14 protein-coding genes are annotated in these 17299 nt (G+C 42.6%); 4 read left to right on the forward strand and 10 right to left on the reverse strand.

The annotated features are described in order from the left end of the window. Positions 1–57: 57 nt before the first annotated feature. Positions 58–2502 carry an InlB B-repeat-containing protein gene (locus J7I42_RS13405; protein ID WP_209139331.1) on the reverse strand — a complete coding sequence of 815 codons (2445 nt, stop codon included), beginning with the start codon at positions 2500–2502 and terminating at the stop codon, positions 58–60. A gap of 82 nt (positions 2503–2584) precedes the next feature. On the opposite strand from J7I42_RS13405, the gene J7I42_RS35345 reads away from it, so the two are divergent. Both J7I42_RS35345 and J7I42_RS13410 read left to right on the forward strand, forming a co-directional pair. Beyond that, entirely contained in the window at positions 2585–2713 is a 129-nt protein-coding gene (locus tag J7I42_RS35345; protein WP_262898126.1) for a hypothetical protein, read from the forward strand. 522 nt (positions 2714–3235) lie between these two features. Further along, complete coding sequence (locus J7I42_RS13410; RefSeq protein ID WP_209139477.1) at positions 3236–3709, forward strand: hypothetical protein; 474 nt, start codon at positions 3236–3238, stop codon at positions 3707–3709. 251 nt (positions 3710–3960) lie between these two features. On the opposite strand, the gene J7I42_RS13415 is transcribed toward J7I42_RS13410, so the two are convergent. The 4 genes from J7I42_RS13415 to J7I42_RS13430 form a co-directional block, all read right to left on the reverse strand. Beyond that, entirely contained in the window at positions 3961–4353 is a 393-nt protein-coding gene (locus tag J7I42_RS13415) for a response regulator (RefSeq protein WP_209139332.1), read from the reverse strand. 221 nt (positions 4354–4574) lie between these two features. Beyond that, a complete protein-coding gene (gene dinB / locus J7I42_RS13420) occupies positions 4575–5732 on the reverse strand; it encodes a DNA polymerase IV (protein WP_209139333.1) in 1158 nt (385 codons plus the stop codon). Positions 5733–5737: 5 nt separating this feature from the next. Next, entirely contained in the window at positions 5738–8689 is a 2952-nt protein-coding gene (locus J7I42_RS13425) for a DNA polymerase III subunit alpha (protein WP_209139334.1), read from the reverse strand. Positions 8690–8985: 296 nt separating this feature from the next. Continuing rightward, positions 8986–9411 carry an SRPBCC family protein gene (locus J7I42_RS13430; protein WP_209139335.1) on the reverse strand — a complete coding sequence of 142 codons (426 nt, stop codon included), beginning with the start codon at positions 9409–9411 and terminating at the stop codon, positions 8986–8988. A gap of 213 nt (positions 9412–9624) precedes the next feature. Here J7I42_RS13430 and J7I42_RS13435 point away from each other — a divergent pair, with 213 nt between their 5' ends. Then, entirely contained in the window at positions 9625–11439 is a 1815-nt protein-coding gene (locus tag J7I42_RS13435; protein ID WP_209139336.1) for a bifunctional metallophosphatase/5'-nucleotidase, read from the forward strand. 272 nt (positions 11440–11711) lie between these two features. Here the strand turns inward: J7I42_RS13435 and J7I42_RS13440 are convergent, their stop codons facing one another. Both J7I42_RS13440 and J7I42_RS13445 read right to left on the reverse strand, forming a co-directional pair. Next, on the reverse strand, positions 11712–12497 hold the full coding sequence (locus J7I42_RS13440; RefSeq protein ID WP_209139337.1) for a PI-PLC domain-containing protein: 786 nt from the start codon (positions 12495–12497) through the stop codon (positions 11712–11714). Between the two features lie 439 nt (positions 12498–12936). Beyond that, positions 12937–13335 carry a winged helix-turn-helix transcriptional regulator gene (locus J7I42_RS13445; RefSeq protein ID WP_236065487.1) on the reverse strand — a complete coding sequence of 133 codons (399 nt, stop codon included), beginning with the start codon at positions 13333–13335 and terminating at the stop codon, positions 12937–12939. Positions 13336–13417: 82 nt separating this feature from the next. On the opposite strand from J7I42_RS13445, the gene J7I42_RS13450 reads away from it, so the two are divergent. Next, a complete protein-coding gene (locus tag J7I42_RS13450) occupies positions 13418–14311 on the forward strand; it encodes an NmrA family NAD(P)-binding protein (RefSeq protein WP_209139338.1) in 894 nt (297 codons plus the stop codon). A 53-nt stretch (positions 14312–14364) separates the two neighbouring features. Here the strand turns inward: J7I42_RS13450 and J7I42_RS13455 are convergent, their stop codons facing one another. From J7I42_RS13455 to J7I42_RS13465, 3 genes are read right to left on the reverse strand one after another with little or no spacing between them, the layout of a single operon-like run. Next, positions 14365–15510: a hypothetical protein gene (locus tag J7I42_RS13455; protein ID WP_209139339.1), complete on the reverse strand. Its 1146-nt coding sequence runs from the start codon at positions 15508–15510 to the stop codon at positions 14365–14367. Positions 15511–15561: 51 nt separating this feature from the next. Continuing rightward, positions 15562–16401 (reverse strand): hypothetical protein, encoded by an 840-nt coding sequence (locus tag J7I42_RS13460; RefSeq protein ID WP_209139340.1) that lies wholly within the window; start codon positions 16399–16401, stop codon positions 15562–15564. Beyond that, on the reverse strand, positions 16398–17213 hold the full coding sequence (locus tag J7I42_RS13465) for an alpha/beta hydrolase (protein ID WP_209139341.1): 816 nt from the start codon (positions 17211–17213) through the stop codon (positions 16398–16400). The genes J7I42_RS13460 and J7I42_RS13465 overlap by 4 nt, the downstream gene beginning before the upstream one ends. Positions 17214–17299: the final 86 nt, after the last annotated feature.

Below are 17299 nucleotides of genomic sequence, written 5' to 3' on the forward strand. Positions count from 1 at the left end.
GAATAAGGAAGGGCCGCCCTCCCGGCTGAGCCGGGACGGAACAGCCCTGTTGGTTGTTTATCTGGAAAGAATATTCTGGAGAAGCCTTTGTTTACCGTTATAGTTTATAGAAATAAAGTAAACGCCCTTCTGCAATCCTTTATAATCAACAGGCACAGCATGTGTACCAGCTGCGAACACCCGATTCGCGAGCGTAGATACCAGTCTGCCATCTGCTGCATACAGATTCACGATCACTTTTTGCTGACTCGCCAGGGCAAACCGTACGGTTGACATCCCTGTTGTTGGATTGGGAACAACAATCGGCGCTTCCTCAATCAACAGCGCAGGCTCATCACCTTGTGTGGTCATGCGGCTGCCGGTAGCAGCGCTGCAGGAGGCTTCGGTAGGGTTGGTACCGGTGATCTCTATCCAGTCTATATTGGCAAATTCAGAAGAAACGGTTGTTTCCAGCCTGATCTTGTTTGCCCCTGCCACCAGGGTAACCGGTATTTGAGCGGTGGTGGTCCAGGTGCTCCAGGTAGCCGTTTTCGGGAAGGAAACTGCCGCATTCACCTGCACCCCATTCACCAGCACCCGGGCCGTTGTAGCGCTTTGTGAGCCCGCATTGGCATAGCGCCAAACGAGGTTGTAGGTACCAGCCGCTCCGGCGCTCACTGCCCAGGTAATACCCTGACCGCTCGAATTGCTCAGGTTTATGTAATAACCGCCATCGGCGCCTGTATAGGTATTTTGTCTGGAACCATTGGCGCTGCAATAACCGGTACCTGTACCTGATTTATCATCAATACGCAAGGTTGTACCAGTACCGCCGCCACTGGTTGTAAAGTTGGCCGTAACACTGGTATTGGCATTCATGGTTACGGTGGTAGTTGCATTGGTACCACTGGCGCCACCGCTCCAACTACTGAAAACATAACCCGAAGCCGGGGTTGCAGTCAATGTAACCACAGTACCGGCAGAATAAGAGGTAGCATTCGGACTGCGGGTAATGCTGCCACCTGCTGAAGGACTAACCGTAGTGGTCAGGGTATATGTGGTACCCGTACTATTGGTAAAGTTAGCAGTAACTGTTTTATTGGCATTCATGGTTATGGATACCGAAGTGGAAGAGCCCGTAGCATCGCCACTCCAGCCAGTGAAGGTATAGCCACTGCTGGGTGTAGCAGTAAGCGTAACCACGGTACCCGATGCATAGGTAGTAGCATTCGGACTGCGGCTTACACTGCCACCACCTGACGGTGATACATTGGTAGTAAGCGAATACGAGGTGGAAGTACTTCCGGATTCAATAGCACCCAGATCTGGTGCGCTGCCATTGTAAGTAATACCGGTAGAAGTAACACCGGCATTTATGAGATCACTCCCCGATGCCAGATTTAAAAATCCATTTGAGGTTGGGTTTGCAGCAGCCCCTGGACTTACCGTAACAAAATCGGCCGCAGTTACGGTAAAACCACCTGCTGCGCCCTGAAAGGAATTGGGTGCAGTGGCTGTACCAATAATGCGATCGTTTGAGCCGCTTTGGAACGACAGGTTGTTTTTAAATACACTGGTCCCTCCGTCAAAATTGAAATTTCTTTCGGCATTGTTATAACCGGTATTATTGGTTACTTCAATAGAGCCCAGGTTCCTGTTGTAAGTAAAACCATGTTTTCCGTTGTTAAATGCAATACATCTTCTTACAATATGGTTCACCGAAATATCTTCTCCACCCAGCTTAAAACCATTTTTATCGCCATTGCCAGACGTTGAGCCATCGGTCAGGATACCATTGTCATGGGAAATACAACCTTCCAATGTTATGGCGCCAATTGGCCCTGTATCAGGTTTTGTATAAAGGTCCCAGCCATCATCGATATTGTTATGAGAAACACAATTACGGAAAACGTTCCCGGCACCGCAGGTAAGCTTGGCAGCAAAACCATCGGCATCTTCATTATCCGGGTCTTTGTTATCATATGCTTCACAATTCAAGATCAGGTTATTACTGGGCCATTGTGCAATAGTGGTATAACTGGTATTATACCGGCTTAACTGCAACCCAGAGTCGGCGTTCTTTCTGAAGATACAGCTCTCAATAGTGTTGTTATCACCTGAAAGCAGCAACCCATTGTCACCAGCGCTTTCGATGATCAACCCTTTTAAATGCCAGTAGCTGCCATCTAAAATAATACCGCGATTGGAGGTGGAAACCGCCATACCGGCAAAACTGATCACAGGCACTTCACTTCCATAGGCAAAAATATTTTTATGTGCAGAAGAAGTGCCGCTGTTCGATTCAGCAATCAATACCGTGGCTGTTAAGTTATAAGTACCACCCCGCATATAAATAGTACTACCCGCCGTAATGGTGGCAATAGCGTTCGCCAGGGTAGTTGGCGATGAAATGGAAGTGCCTGAATTGGAAGCACTCCCCGAAGGTGAAACATACAGGTCCTGGGCATAGGCACCCAGATACACAGAGAATAAGGTTAGAAATGATAATAACATTTTTTTCATAAAACAAGCTTTAATTAAAGTATAAAAGACAATCGTTAAGGCAATAAGAGTACTGCATGGTTTATCTTAAAACCATGTACAGATGGCTACACCATTTCGGGTGAAACAGGTTGAAAGCTATATAGCGGATGGTATGCTCATCACGCAGGAGGAGGGTTTCCAGCGGAACAATAAGCAATTGATCGCTATTAGCAATAACGGGATCGGGTAATTGGGACGGATAAAAAACTAACTGGGTAATTGTAGAAAAAAACTGGGGAATGGGTAATTAATAAACTATAGGAAAGTTAAAAAGAAGTGAATTATCATACAGGCCTGCAAAGAGATTTTTTTACGCAAACGTTCCCGGAATTGTGCGGCACTTAATTAGCTATCGTTCAACAACAACAGTGAAAATACGGTCGCTAATTTATTATAACGAAGAGGCATGACCTAAGTTAATTGATCAAGCTATTGATACTCTCCATTTTATAATGCAAAATAGTTTAGCTGAAAGGTTTACAAAGGATAGTAAAAACCACAAATCTTTGAAATTCCTTAACAAGACTTCTTACCAAAAGCCTTTAAATTTTCTTTATGTTAATGTGAATTATGTATATTTTATTGATAATGAGAGCTTCCTGCGCCTTTTACCACATCCTTTAACATTTTACTGATTTTATGGCACGCTTTTTCAAGTATGTTGCCTGGTGATCAAATGATCGCTAATTCAATAACCTTAAAATCAAAGCGTATGAAACGGATATTTTACACAACCACAGCAGTAGTAGTAAGTGCAGCCATGTTGATATCGTCCTGTAAGAACAACGATAACAAACTGGAGTCTGGGAGCATTCCGGTAACACCAAACTCGATCTCTCAATCAGAATATAATGAGTATAAAGACTGGAAACAACAGCAACACGAGGATTCTATTAAAATGCAAACGAAAGCAACCACTGCAACTCCACCAACAGTTGTAGTGCACAAACACTATACTACAGTTAACAATACAGAGCCTGTAGCCCAGGAACCAGCTAAAACTAAAAAGAAAGGCTGGAGTAAAGCCGCCAAGGGAACAGCCATTGGTGCCGGTGTTGGCGCAGCAGCAGGAGCCATACTTATTAAAAAGAACCGGGCATTAGGTGCAGCCGCAGGTGGTGTACTGGGTGGTGGCGTTGGTTATGGCGTTGGCCGTTCAATGGATAAAAAAGATGGTAGATACTAGAACGGCAAACGGCAAACGGCAAACGGCAAACGGCAAACGGCAAACGGCAAACGGCAAACGGGCCCTTCGCTACGCTCAGGCCCGTTAATCAAACGGCAAACAACCGCTCGAATCTTTTAACGTTCGGTCCTGCTCAGGACACTCAAATAGATTAGAAACTGGCTAAAATAAACAAGCCCCGATGTAGCATTCGGGGCTGTTTGTTATTTGGTTTAATGGAATGTGCGTTTTCGTTAAAAAGCAATCAAGTTTTAGGCCACTTGCACCCGGTTTATAACTGACAACAACATATTATTTAAATCTGCAAAGGGTGCATCTTTCGCAACAAATCCATCGGCTCCCAATTGCATTCCCTTCTTAATGTATAGATTGCTGTCTTCCATTGAAAAGAAGATGATCTTCATAGCCGGCCATTCCTTCTTTAAATGAACCGTGGTTTCCAGTCCATTCATTACTGGCATATTGATATCCAGTACACAAATGTCTGGAGTATTGCTCTCCTGTAATTTATCAAGGAACTGTTGCCCATTCTCTGCTTCCATTACCACATTGTATCCCAATGTTTTAAGTCGAAACTTCACACTTTCCCGAATGAAGGCATTGTCATCTACTACGGCGATAGTGATAGGGATTTCTTTTTTCATAGTTACATCATTCAATTTTTTTCAAAATTTCATGCTTCACAGATCGTTATGCTTTTCCCAGGGGTACCCTACTCAAAAGGGTGAGACATACCCGATATAACTAATACACCAAAGTGGAGAGTTCGACAAAAGGTTTTCTCAGAAAGACAAAAAATGAATAGTTTTCTATTATTCGCTAAGTATTTGCACTTAAAATCCAGGCAGTAAGGAACAATTTTCGTTTATACGCCCACCCCAACGGCCCGGATAAGCGTTTTTTCTCCAAAGCGTTTTTTTACACTATCGATAGCCTGATACAGCTTGATCATTTCCTGGGTATCCTCAAATAAACTTATCTGGTAATTCCCCGGGATGAGGTGGGTGAACCTGATACCCAATAACCTGATGAGTAATCGCCGTTCGTATAACTTATTGAACAATTCCTTCGCTGTTTGTAGCAATACATGGTCGGCATTGGTATAGGAGATGGTAATTTGTTTGGTAAATGTTTCAAAATTCGAGTAGCGCACTTTAACGGTCACGCAGCCGGTCAGTTTGTTTTGCTGCCGTAACTGAAAGGCAATTTCCTCGGTCATTCGTACCAGCTGGCTATGCAGAAAATTAGTATCGATGGTGTCTGTTTGAAAGGTACTTTCCGTTGAAATGGATTTTTGCTCATGATAAGGCAGAACCGGCGTTTCATCGATGCCATTTGCCTTACGCCAGAGATCGATACCTGATTTACCCAGCAGATTTTCCATCATTTCCATGGGTATCTCACTTAATACCTTCACTGTTTGTACCCCCATTTTTAACAGCTTGTAACCGGTTTCCTTGCCAATGCCTGGTATTTTAATAATACTGAGCGGCGCCAGAAACGTCTTTTCATTTCCAAAAGGTATTTCCAGTTGTCCATTGGGTTTTACTTCATTGGTGGCCACCTTGCTGATGAGTTTGTTGGAAGCAAGTCCCCAGGAGATCGGCAATCCGCTTTCCTTATTGATCTTTTTCTTTAACTGGTCGGTAAACTGCAGGCACCCGAAAAACTTATCCATTCCGGTAAGATCTATATAGAACTCATCGATACTCGCCTTTTCAAAAACAGGCACCGAATCTTTTATAACATCTGTTACCAGCCGGGAATATTTACTATAGGCTTCAAAATCACTTTTTATAATAATGGCTTCGGGACATAACCGGCGGGCAATTTTCATGGGCATGGCACTATGGATGCCAAATTTTCGCGCTTCATAGCTACAGGCAGCTACCACGCCCCGGTCGCTGCCGCCACCAACCAACAGGGGTTTGCCGCGAAACTTCGGGTTCCTTAATGTTTCAACCGATACAAAAAAAGCATCCAGGTCAAAATGGGCTATATGTCTGTCCTTTGATAATAACATCGTTGTTATTTTATAGTATCGTAACTGCGTTTTTTTAATCCCACCTTTACCATTTTGCGCGCTTCAATACTGCACACGCCAAAATCTTCCACCACCCGGCCGGTCAGTTTATAAAACCCACCGCTGTGCAGTGGGTAATTGCGGGCCATGTCAGGAAAATGAACGGTATCTACCCAATCAAGGTCTTTGTCAATAAAAGTCCCAAAGAACATGATGTCGTTATTTTTTGTTTGCACATGTTTGCTGGCAATAAAATAAACCAGTACCGTAATCACTTTATGCAAATGACTGCTTATTTCCCGGGCCGGTATATAATTATCGGTTTCTTCATCAACCATGGCAAACGGATTTGATAAAGTAAAACCAAGGATCTCTTTCTGATCGTACAGATCATCCACCGCATCATCTGTTAGTACAGGCAAACTGAACTCCACCGGTTTTTCCTCAAACAAAGATTCGCTTACCGGGATATGGGCCTTATTCCTTTTTTGCAGAAAGTTGGCCTCCCATAACAATTGCTTTTTTGTTTTACCGGTAAAGCGTAAGGCACCCACACTCACCAGGATATTAAGTTGTTCAAGCCCAATACCAGTGCGTTCAATAAAATCCTGCAGATGCAGAAAAACGCCGCCCGTTTTCCGTTCTTCCATGATCTGTTGCATGGAATTTTCCTGCAAGGCCTTAATATGAACAAAACCGGTATACACTTCATTTCCTTTAATACTGGTGTATATTTCGCTGTTGTTTATACAGGGGGCATGAATATTGCCTCCGGCCTTCATCAATTCAATAAAATACAGCTCGGTTGAATAAAAGCCGCCGAAATTATTGATCACGGCCACCATAAACTCTTTGGGGAAGAACGTTTTCAAATACAGGCTCATATAACTTTCCACCGCAAAACTGGCCGAGTGGGCTTTATTAAAACTATAGCCGGCAAAACTTTCCATTTGCCGCCATACTTCCAGAGCCAGCTCATCCGTATGGCCCAGCTCCCGGCAGTTGGAGAGGTATTTATCCTTTACATGTTTGAATTTATTGCTCGACCTGTATTTACCGCTCATGGCCCGGCGCAGGATATCCGCTTCCCCCAGCGATAAACCGGCAAAATAATGCGCGATCTTTATCACATCTTCCTGAAAGACCATCACGCCAAACGTTTCCTTCATATGTTCTTCAAAAAGCGGATGCAGGTATACGATCTTATCCCGGTTATGGAACCGGGTTATATACTCCCGCATCATGCCCGACTGCGACACACCCGGTCTGATGATAGAGCTAGCTGCTACCAGCGTTATATAATCATCGCACCGGAGCTTTTTCAGCAGTTGCCGCATAGCAGGCGATTCTATATAAAAACAACCAATGGTTTGTGCTTCCCGAATTTGATCTTTGATGGCGGCATTGTGCCTGAAGTTGTGGAAGTCGTGAATATTCACATCGATCCCCTTGTTGGCTTTTATCAGTCGCAGGCTTTCCTTTATATGCCCCAGCCCGCGTTGACTCAGTACATCAAATTTGTTGATGCCAATATTCTCAGCAACGAACATGTCCATTTGGGTAGTGGCAAACCCTTTAGGCGGCATAAACAAAGCAGCATATTCATAAATAGGTTTTTCGGTCACCAGCATGCCACAGGGATGAATGGAAATATTGTTGGGAAAATTTTTCATCAGTTGACCATATTGCATGATGAGCCGCTGTATTTTATCCGTAGGCTGTGTAGCACGTTGCAGGCTTTTTATTTCCTCAACAGGTAATCCAAACACTTTACCCAGTTCCATAATAATGGCATCATGCTGAAATGTAGTGTATGCCCCCAATAAGGCCACATGCTTACGGCCATACCGTTTAAAAATATAATCCATGATATCATCCCGGTCTGTCCAGCTGAAGTCAATATCAAAGTCGGGCGGGGAAGTGCGCTCGGGATTCAAAAAGCGTTCAAAATAAAGATTCAATTCAATGGGATCTACATCAGTAATACGCAGACAATACGCTACAATTGAATTGGCGCCACTTCCCCGCCCTACGTAATAAAATCCGCGCGACTGGGCATATCGGATCATATCCCAGTTGATCAGGAAATAAGAATTAAACCCCAGGTCGTTTATGATCCTTAATTCCTTTTGTAATCTTTCGTATGCTACTTTGTTCTTACTTCCATAACGGGCAATCAACCCTTCGGTAGCCAGCTTTTCCAATAATACCCGGTCATCTTCGACAGTTGCGCTAAAGCATTTTTTATTTTTATCCACCTTGAAATCCATCTCGATCTGGCAGCTATCTAACAACTTGTAAGTATTGGTCACAATAGCCGGAAATTGCCTGAACTGTTCAAGCAAGGCAGCCGGTGATACAAAGGTTTCATCAGGTGATGCCTGCGCGCCAACAGGCAATTTGGAAAGCAACGTATTCTTGTGTATGGCCCGTAGCAGGCGGTGCAAATTGAAGTATTGCTTATTTTGAAAAGTTACGGGTTGCCGAACCACCAGCTTGTGCTCATACTTCTTCCAGTCGGTCCCGAACAATTTATTTAATTCTGATGCCAGTATGCCAATATATTCGTCAGGCAACAGATCACCGGCAGCCTTTCTATCATAGGGATAAATAGTATACACATCGTGGTTGTTTTGAAACCAGGTAGCTGCATGGTCAGGAAAGTTTTTTTTATGTTGTAAGTGGTATGATAAAAACTCATTGATGGCTGCAAACCCCTGGTTATTCCGGGCCAACAAAATATAAAGCAGGGTATCTTCATTCCTTATTTCTACACCAGCAACCGGTTTAATGTCTTTTTGCTGGCAGAAATTCACAAAATCCCAGCTATCACAGGTACAATTGATGTTAGTTAAAGCCAGTACCTGAATGCCATGATCTGCTGCGGTATTAACCAGTTCTTCCGTAGAATAAGTGCCATATCGTAAGCTGAAATATGTTCTGCAATTTAAATACATAGTAGTGCCTTGCACTTTCAAAGCTACTACGATTACTAACTATTTTAGCATATAGCAACTAACGTACTTAGTATTCAAAATTAAATTTGTATTGTACAAAACAACAACAGGAAACAAAAAAACCTTTATAAATGAGGAAGGTACTGGATGACAGTATGCATAAATTGTACTTTGTCACATAGCGTTTGTAATGAATTTAGTTACAGCCTGTACTAAGAAAGGATAGTTTGTACTTTTTTGGTGGGCAGAAAAAAAGCCCCACATTACTGCAGGGCTAATATAAAAACGAATATCACTTAATTAGTCTCAGTATATTTTCTAAAATTCTCCAGGATCGCCTGCCAGCCGCCTTGTTGCATTTCAAGTGAATGGGTGTTCTCTGCATCAAATGTTTCAACAACTTTGGTCTCGTTCCCATTTGCAGTGAAATGCACTTCCACTTTACGGCCATCGCCCATTGTATATTCAATCAGCTCATTTTTCTTTACATCATCATATACTCCACCAAAATCAAAAGCGAAGCTGCCATCTTTGGCTTCCATTCTGGTAGAGAATTTTCCGCCTATTTTTAAGTCATTTTCAGCTTTAGGCGCATGCCAGTCGTCAGAAGCAGCGCACCATTTTGTAATGTGTTCTGGTAATGACCAGTAGTTCCAAACTTTTTCAACAGGAGCATTTACAACTGTTTCAACCGTAATTTTTGTTGCGCCGGTAGTTTCCATTTTTTTAGTTTTTTATTAGTTAATGATGTTTTTCGTATTGACAAGGCAAACTTACCCCAAGTTACCAAAATCCAGGCTGTGTAGATGTGACTAAAGAGGGGGTATTTTGTGACTTATTGTGTTAAGCTCACACGCATAACATTTTTTTATCAGGAAACCCAGTAAATTAGCCTGTTTCGGTAAAACAAAAACTATTACTTAATAACGATTGTTATGTCTGTGAATCACTCACCCCTATGCAGCTGCGCTGTATGCCATACAGATCCCATAAGTCAGGCAGAAAAAGAATTGCATATTGAATTATCAGAAAACAGCCGCCGGGATTTTATTAAGAAAGCCGGGCGACTGGGGTTAAGCCTGGGCATTGGGGGCGGACTGGTTACTACCCCACTGGCTGCAGCTGCCCTGTATGATGAAGAAGCTACTTACAAATCGAACAGCATGAAGCAAAACAAAGCCGTACGCGATGGCAAAGCTTCCCTGATCACCTTGCTGCACACAGCTGATATTCATTCTCAACTTTACCAGCATGATGAATTTTTTATAGAGAATGGTAAACCTGTCTATAAAAAAAGGGGCGGACTGGCCAGCCTTAAAACAATGATCAACACTTTACGCAATCATAATGCGGCCAATACCCTGGTGATCGACGGGGGCGACTGCTTCCAGGGCAGCGGAATTGCGGCATTAAGCGAGGGCAAAGCCATAGTGCCTTTAATGAATAATATTGGTTATGACATAATGCTGCCCGGCAACTGGGAAGTGGTATATGGCAAAGAAATGCTAATGCAGGATATGTTTGGCTATGATGCGTTAAAGGTGTGCGCCAATATGTACCACGACACGCAGGACGACATGAAAGGCGATCTGATCTTTCCCCCCTATTACGTAAAACATATGGCAGGTGTCAAGATCGGGTTCATTGGGTATAATGATCCGCTAACGCCAAAACGGCAATCCCCCGCCTATTGTGATGGTATAAAATTTACGCCGCCCGAAAGCAATGTTGCCAAGTATATTAAAATTTTAAGGGAATACGAAAAGTGCCAATTGGTATTCCTGGTAACCCATATGGGGTTAGCCCAGCAGTTCGGTTTATCCAATATGGAACAGGTAAAAGGGGTTGATTATATTCTGGGCGCCGACACCCATGAGCGATTGAGAAAACCGGTACAGGGCGCTTATGCAAAAGTAACAGAACCAGGGGCCTTTGGGTCGTTCATTGCAAAACTGGATATTGTTATGGAGAATGGCATTATAAAAGATCAGACCTATCAATTACTGGATGTTGATCCTGCTACCTACAGGGAAGATGAGGAAATGAAACGGCTGATCAACAAAGCCAATGAGCCCTATAAAAAAGAACTAAGCCGGGTGATTGGAAAAACAAAGAACCCTTTGATCAGGTATTACGTGATTGAAACGCCGATGGACAATTTCATCACTGATGCCATCATGTGGAAATTCAAACCGGATATAGCCCTTAGCAATGGCTTCCGGTTTTGTCCGCCCCTGGTGCCCGACCCGGCTACAGGTACAGCCGACATTACTGTTGATTACTTATGGAGTATGCTGCCGGTTGATAGTGAAGCCAAAAAAGGGTCTGTTACCGGTAAACAATTATGGAACTGGCTGGAGATCGAATTGGAAAATACTTTTGCCCGGGACCCGGCTAAACGCTTAGGCGGTTGGGTAATCAGATTCAAAGGAATGGAGGTGAATTTTACGTTGGGCAATACGGCCGGCAAACGGGTCAATTATATTAAAGTGGGTGGCGAACCAGTTGATCTGGACCGGGAATACAGTTTTGTTGCCTGCGAACGGGAAGGCGATCCCGATACTACCCTTTGCCGGATGCAAGGCGTTAATCAGCCGCAATTGCTTGGTTACACCATGCACAAGGTAATTGAAGAATACCTTGCTGTGCATTCGCCTATTGCGCCTGTAGTGGAAGGTAGATGTACCGCCACTGATGCACCCGCCACGTTGTTAACCCAGGTTATGGGTTTGGGCTACGAGTTCAGATAAAAAGAATAAGAATCTGTAAGGTTCATCATTGGGTCGCGCACTCTCAGCCTGATGTCTTGAACCCCGCAAAGCGGGGCAGGCTCTGACAGGTCTGGCTACCTTCAATTTAAACCAGACCTGTCAGGTCTGTTCATCATCCTGATTCAGCAAGCTCAAAAGGCAGACCTTACAGGTCATAAGATACAAAAAGAACAAGACCTGTAAGGTACAAATGAACTCACTAATTATGCAAGCTCAGATGATGCACCTTACAGGTCTTATTCTTTTCTATTTTACTTCTGTGACAGTTGCTGCTGTTTTTTCAGGAACTGTGCCAGGGCTTTGATACTGTCAGAATCAATATAATCAACACCCAGCTCTATCACTTGTTTCCAGGCATCATCAAAATCAGGCACATTCCACAAACGAACTTCTTTGCCTAAGCTATGCGCTTTGATAATATTGTTTTTCAGACGCTCTGCATCTTTAGGAGGGATAGCACCGGTGCCATTCCATTTTGAATAATTGATAAAGTTGTCACTGAGCATAGCGATGCGGGCGAGTGCCTCCTTTTTGTACTTAGAGCTTAACAAACCATCGAATACCAGGAAGGAAGGATAAGAAATATAAGTATCTGAAGAGGGTTTGTTTCCGCTGATCATTATTTTGAAAGATGGAGTGCGGGTAAGCTCAGGATATTTTTGTAAAATGTCAATTAATTTATTGATAACAGGAATGGCTTCGCTTTTAATGTCCAGCATCAGGATCAATTTACGCGATTCATCAGCGTATACATGTCCTTTGTTGGCCTGGATAAAACCCTGAATAGGCTTCAGATACAGATCTTCCAATGTACGATGTTGATCAAAATCACGCTCGGTGTGAGCTACCAGTATTTCATCACCAGCCAACATTACATCCGCTTCAACACTGCCAAACTGCAGCGAGTAAGCAGAAAGCAAGGGCGTTCCCTGTTGATAATCATTGTGCGAATGCGCATTGGCTGTTGAATAAGTTTTGGGTTGTGCAAAAACTGTTGTGCAGGATAAAACAGTAATAAATAAAAATAACTTACGCATAAAAAATAAGATCGGATTTTTTTGCAGGTTAAAAGTTAATGATCCATCTGGCAATTCGGATACATCCTGCAATCGGAGTGATAATATGATTAGAGTGCGCAAATTACAAATTAAATGTCATTTTCACACCTATTAACAAAAACATTACCTCACTTAAAAATATCTTAGTGATGCAACCTTTCCGTAGACAGCCCTTCCACGCAGCGTCCGACAATGGTTTCCATTAAACGAAAACAGGTGAAATATATTGCAGAAAACCGGGATGGGTACCACTAAGCGAGGCTATAAATGTCTGATTAACAATATAAAATATTTACACCAATAGATCAAAGATATTCACCCGTTAACCAGGCACGACAATGTTGCAACAACTTCTTCACAGGGCATCATTCTTTTTTTTCCCCATATACAACCTCTTATCAATTATTCACGACCGGCCTTATTCAACTGGAAAATCCTTCATTTGCTTTGAAAATGTCTTCGATAACTTACCACTGTTCCCCACTGCCCATTCTGCCATAGCATACAATACGGGCCGCAGTGCCTTACCTGATTTAGACAATTCATACGTAACATAAGGCGGCACTACAGGTTTTGATCTTCTTATCAACAACCCATCTGCTTCCAGTTGTTTTAATTGTTGAATCAGTACTTTTTCTGTAATGGAGGGAATTGATTTTTTTAATTCACTGTATCGCTTCACTCCTGATAACAGGCTGAATAAAATGATCGGCTTCCAATACCCGCCGATCTTTTCCATAACAAATGTTACCGGGCAGGCTACAAATGCCTGGCTTTTATTTTCCTGAATGGAGGATGCGTCTTTTATCAATGTCATAGTATACACACTTTAGGGTAAGTACTTGTATAAAAGTAAGTAACCTTTTAGATTTGTGCAATAATTTTAAACAAGTATAACAATGAAGATCACCATCACAGGTTCGTTGGGGAATATCAGTCGCCCCTTAACAGAAAAGCTGGTAGCACAAGGCCATGAAGTACAGGTTATCAGTTCCGATGCTAATAAAGCGGCAGCAATCAGAAAATTACAGGCAACTCCTCTAATCGGTTCAATAGAAGAGTACGAATTTGTAAAACGATCATTTGAGGGTAGCGATGCCGTATACCTGATGATACCGCCCAATTTTAGTACTCCGGATTACAAGGCCTTTACTATTACGGCAGGTAAAAATTATGCACGCGCTATACAGGAAGCAGGTATTTCATACGTAGTCAACTTAAGCAGTTCCGGCTCCCCCCTGGCAGGCCAGTCGCCGCTTGTTAATTACCAGAACCTGGAAACCTTTCTCGATGAGCTGCCATCACTAAATATCCTACACCTTCGCCCCGGTGGTTTTTATACCAATTTCTATGGCAGTATGGGGCTGATCAGGCACCAGGGTATTATTGGGAACAATTATGGCGAGGAAGTAAATATGGTACTATCGCACCCGGAAGACATAGCTGATGCGGCCGCAAAAGCTTTTTCCACGCTTTCATTCACAGGCAAAAAAGTACAGTATATAATCAGTGATACCCTAAATGGCAGGCAGATAGCGCAGATCCTGGGCGCTGCTATTGGGAAGCCGGAGCTTACCTGGGTCCCATTTACGGATGAACAGTTATTACAGGGGCTACTACAAAACGGCTTTTCAAAAGATGCAGCGCAGCATTATATTGTAGATATGGGCATTGCAATCAGAGAGGGGTTGCTGGCAGCCCATTACGCCCAACACGCAAAAGAGGTTTCAGGCAGTCGCAATTTTATCGCATTTGCTGAAGATTTTGCCAGGGTTTATCAGCAGCAGGGATAAGCAAAATTGTTACGCAGTACGCCATGGAGTACTGCGCAACAATTAATAAGTTTTTAATCACATTCTATTCCAAACAGGTCAATAAAATCGCTATTCCAGAATTGCGATACTCTTTTATTATCAATCAACCTGATACCTCTGTCAGGAAACTTGCATTTTGATTTATGGTTTTTCGGCTCGCCGGAAAAGTCGTCATGATAATAGAAATAAAAATTCCCTACATTACCCATGATCTTTGTCTTTACGCTATCAATATAATCCCCTGAAGGCACAAAATAACTGTCCATACTCTTTTCCATTTTACTATAATCCTTTCCATAATGGATGGGGAGCAGTTTGGTTGAGCAAAAAAGTGGGTGACCAATTGATTTAAGACTGGTATTATCAAAGCAAAATGCAAACACATTGGTGATGCATTCATCTACCCCAACAGCAATATTTTTTATCTTTGATCTGGCATACCCATTCGTTCCATACACGTAAAAGGCTGTATCAAAGTAACATCTTGCTTCCTTTTCCAGGGCTTCATGCCTTATTAATTTATATACCCCTGAGGTATCGTATAGCTTCCATTTTTTGGGCAACTCCTTTTCCTGGGTTCTCTTTGGATAAAACACATCAAAAAGTGTATCCATGATGCCCCGGGGTTTTCCTACCTCATAAAAATTCACCACAAAGGCAGTGGTTTTAGCGGACAGCTCATAAACAGGATAAAAAAGTTGTCTCGTTCCCTCCGAAGTCCACCACTTGCTTAACTTATTAGCTGCCGCATCATATTCATATAACTGTTTCCTCATGGTATCCAAATAGATCCATTGATCAACAATAAAACGCGTATCAGCTCCTTCATCACGTGAGATCTCATGCCCGATGCGGTAAACGTCAAATACGGCAGAATCGGTTTTAACCGTATTGTCATACATCCATTCCAGGGTAAAATTATTTGTATGGGCCTGTTTAAAAGTTTCTGTATTGGCAAAGGCCATATACATTTTTAACAGGGAATCTGACCAGGTTATTTCACCCTCCGCCAGGTCGCTGACCGCCTTTTCCGGCACAGCTTCCGAGGCTATCATTTCAGGAGTGGAATCTACAGTGGAGACTTGATCATTTGTAGCTGCCGGGGCTTTTTGCTGGTTCATTTCCTGACACCCAGCCATAAGGATAATCAATACTAAAATTGAAGCTAGTTGTTTCATAGTGTATTGGATATAAATAACCGGATTACCGGTTCGGGGCTCAAATATAGATCAATTCAATTGAACATGAATATGATCGTCGTGGCGTACAGCGCGACAGCCATGAAAGCGTATCTTACTATTGGAAAGCTGTAACCGCAATTTTAAATGAGGCTCAATAAATACTTTACCGATCCGGTTATCCTGACAGAATAACGTTACCAGGCATTTTGTTTTTTCGCCATAAAATAAAAAATCGTTCTTTCTGTGCTGTGGCATAACGTTTTTGAGAAAACTATATTGCCAATAGCCGTTTTGCGAACAAAATTCAGCAGTATTTTTTTCAGCAGCTGTAGGTTCTTCACAAATACCATATCCAATGAGCGAAGGAGCCTCGTTTGTAGCTGTTAAAGTTGTTTTATCCTGATAACAAAACGCAAGATCAAGTTTTTTACCATCATTATGACTTAAATGCGGAAATAACGGAAAACCGTTTAAAAAAGGAAAGTTCGCATCCAGGTAGTTTATCACTGTACCCGGATACTTTTTATTCATTTCCCCAGCTACCGTAAAGGCCGCCTCCCGCAAGTCTTTCCGAACGTAGTTCCGGTTCAATAAACAGGTTAAAAATGTCAGTGGCCGAAGATTATTGGTTGTTTTTAATGGCATTTGTACCCGGCCCAATGGCCTGGCTAAAAGTGGAACTATTAAAAATGTAGCTACTAAATACATCAGGATAAATGAGCCTGGTTTACAAAACCGGCGAAGCCAACCATTGGCTATTCGCTTATTGATGAGCCTATAGGTTGAAAAGTTTATCAAATAAACAACACCGCCTGTTTGCGTTAGCACAGTCAGGCCCAGAAAGACAAGGACACGGCCGGTATTGGTCAGGATCTTCGGGAAATTCATAAAGGGGTGGTTGGATTAGACAATATTCGCTGCAACTCCCTTCTGTAAACTACATTATCGGTTATTCCATTGTGTGCCTGTCCCTCTAATGTTATCAGGGTATCTTGTTTTTTAAACATTGTTCTCAACTTAAGCGAACTTCCATAATAGATCACTTCATCCACATCGCCATGAAAGATCACTACCGGCATTTTACAGGCTTTCAGATACTTACTCGTTTCAAATTTATACTTTAAAATAAAAGTAGGAATAATGGGATAGGTGTGTCTCATCATATCGGTAAGGCTGTAATAGGGCGCCTGGAGTATCAACAACTTCGGATTGTTTGCCGATGCCAGTTTGGTGGCGGCACCGGTACCTATTGAATATCCCAATACAACGATCCTGTCTTCTGCATATCTGTTCTTCAGCGAATCATAGGCGGTCTGGACATCGTCAAAAAACTGTTTCTGACTGTATATAACGCCTTCGCTTTTGCCATAGCCCCGGTAGTCCAACAGGAACACATCATAATTCAAGTCAGTATATGTGCGGGCAACCTCACCCCATGAATCAAGCGCACCACCATTGCCATGTAAATAGAATATAAGCCCTTTGGAACTATCAGCTTTAAATAACAACCCATGCAACCGGCTATTGTCATTGGTAGTCATGGTCATTTCTTCAAACGGCTGATCAAACCCAAATCGATAGTTCCTATCCAATACCTGCGGATAAAAGATCAGTTTCTCCTGCATGAAGTAAAGCAACCCGCAAATAACAAGGTACAGTAAGCCTGCTATGATCAAAATTTTTATTATCATTCGTTTCATGGTCCTGGTGTTCGACAATATTAATAAAAAATCCCTGGTATAATAAATAGGGAATTTTATTATACCAGGGATTTATATTATCAAAC

Origin of the sequence: Niastella soli (assembly GCF_017742245.1) — a bacterium.
Classification (GTDB): domain Bacteria; phylum Bacteroidota; class Bacteroidia; order Chitinophagales; family Chitinophagaceae; genus Niastella; species Niastella soli.

Excerpts from the sequence above, each read along its gene's own strand:
- J7I42_RS13430 (WP_209139335.1), bottom strand. The coding sequence starts at position 9,411 with ATGGAAACTACCGGCGCAACAAAAATTACGGTTGAAACAGTTGTAAAT.
- J7I42_RS13425 (WP_209139334.1), bottom strand. The coding sequence starts at position 8,689 with ATGTATTTAAATTGCAGAACATATTTCAGCTTACGATATGGCACTTAT.
- J7I42_RS13445 (WP_236065487.1), bottom strand. The coding sequence starts at position 13,335 with ATGACATTGATAAAAGACGCATCCTCCATTCAGGAAAATAAAAGCCAG.
- J7I42_RS13440 (WP_209139337.1), bottom strand. The coding sequence starts at position 12,497 with ATGCGTAAGTTATTTTTATTTATTACTGTTTTATCCTGCACAACAGTT.
- J7I42_RS13435 (WP_209139336.1), top strand. The coding sequence starts at position 9,625 with ATGTCTGTGAATCACTCACCCCTATGCAGCTGCGCTGTATGCCATACA.
- J7I42_RS13405 (WP_209139331.1), bottom strand. The coding sequence starts at position 2,502 with ATGAAAAAAATGTTATTATCATTTCTAACCTTATTCTCTGTGTATCTG.
- J7I42_RS13410 (WP_209139477.1), top strand. The coding sequence starts at position 3,236 with ATGAAACGGATATTTTACACAACCACAGCAGTAGTAGTAAGTGCAGCC.
- J7I42_RS13460 (WP_209139340.1), bottom strand. The coding sequence starts at position 16,401 with ATGAATTTCCCGAAGATCCTGACCAATACCGGCCGTGTCCTTGTCTTT.
- J7I42_RS13455 (WP_209139339.1), bottom strand. The coding sequence starts at position 15,510 with ATGAAACAACTAGCTTCAATTTTAGTATTGATTATCCTTATGGCTGGG.
- J7I42_RS13415 (WP_209139332.1), bottom strand. The coding sequence starts at position 4,353 with ATGAAAAAAGAAATCCCTATCACTATCGCCGTAGTAGATGACAATGCC.
- J7I42_RS13450 (WP_209139338.1), top strand. The coding sequence starts at position 13,418 with ATGAAGATCACCATCACAGGTTCGTTGGGGAATATCAGTCGCCCCTTA.
- J7I42_RS13465 (WP_209139341.1), bottom strand. The coding sequence starts at position 17,213 with ATGAAACGAATGATAATAAAAATTTTGATCATAGCAGGCTTACTGTAC.
- J7I42_RS35345 (WP_262898126.1), top strand. The coding sequence starts at position 2,585 with ATGGCTACACCATTTCGGGTGAAACAGGTTGAAAGCTATATAGCGGAT.
- dinB (WP_209139333.1), bottom strand. The coding sequence starts at position 5,732 with ATGTTATTATCAAAGGACAGACATATAGCCCATTTTGACCTGGATGCT.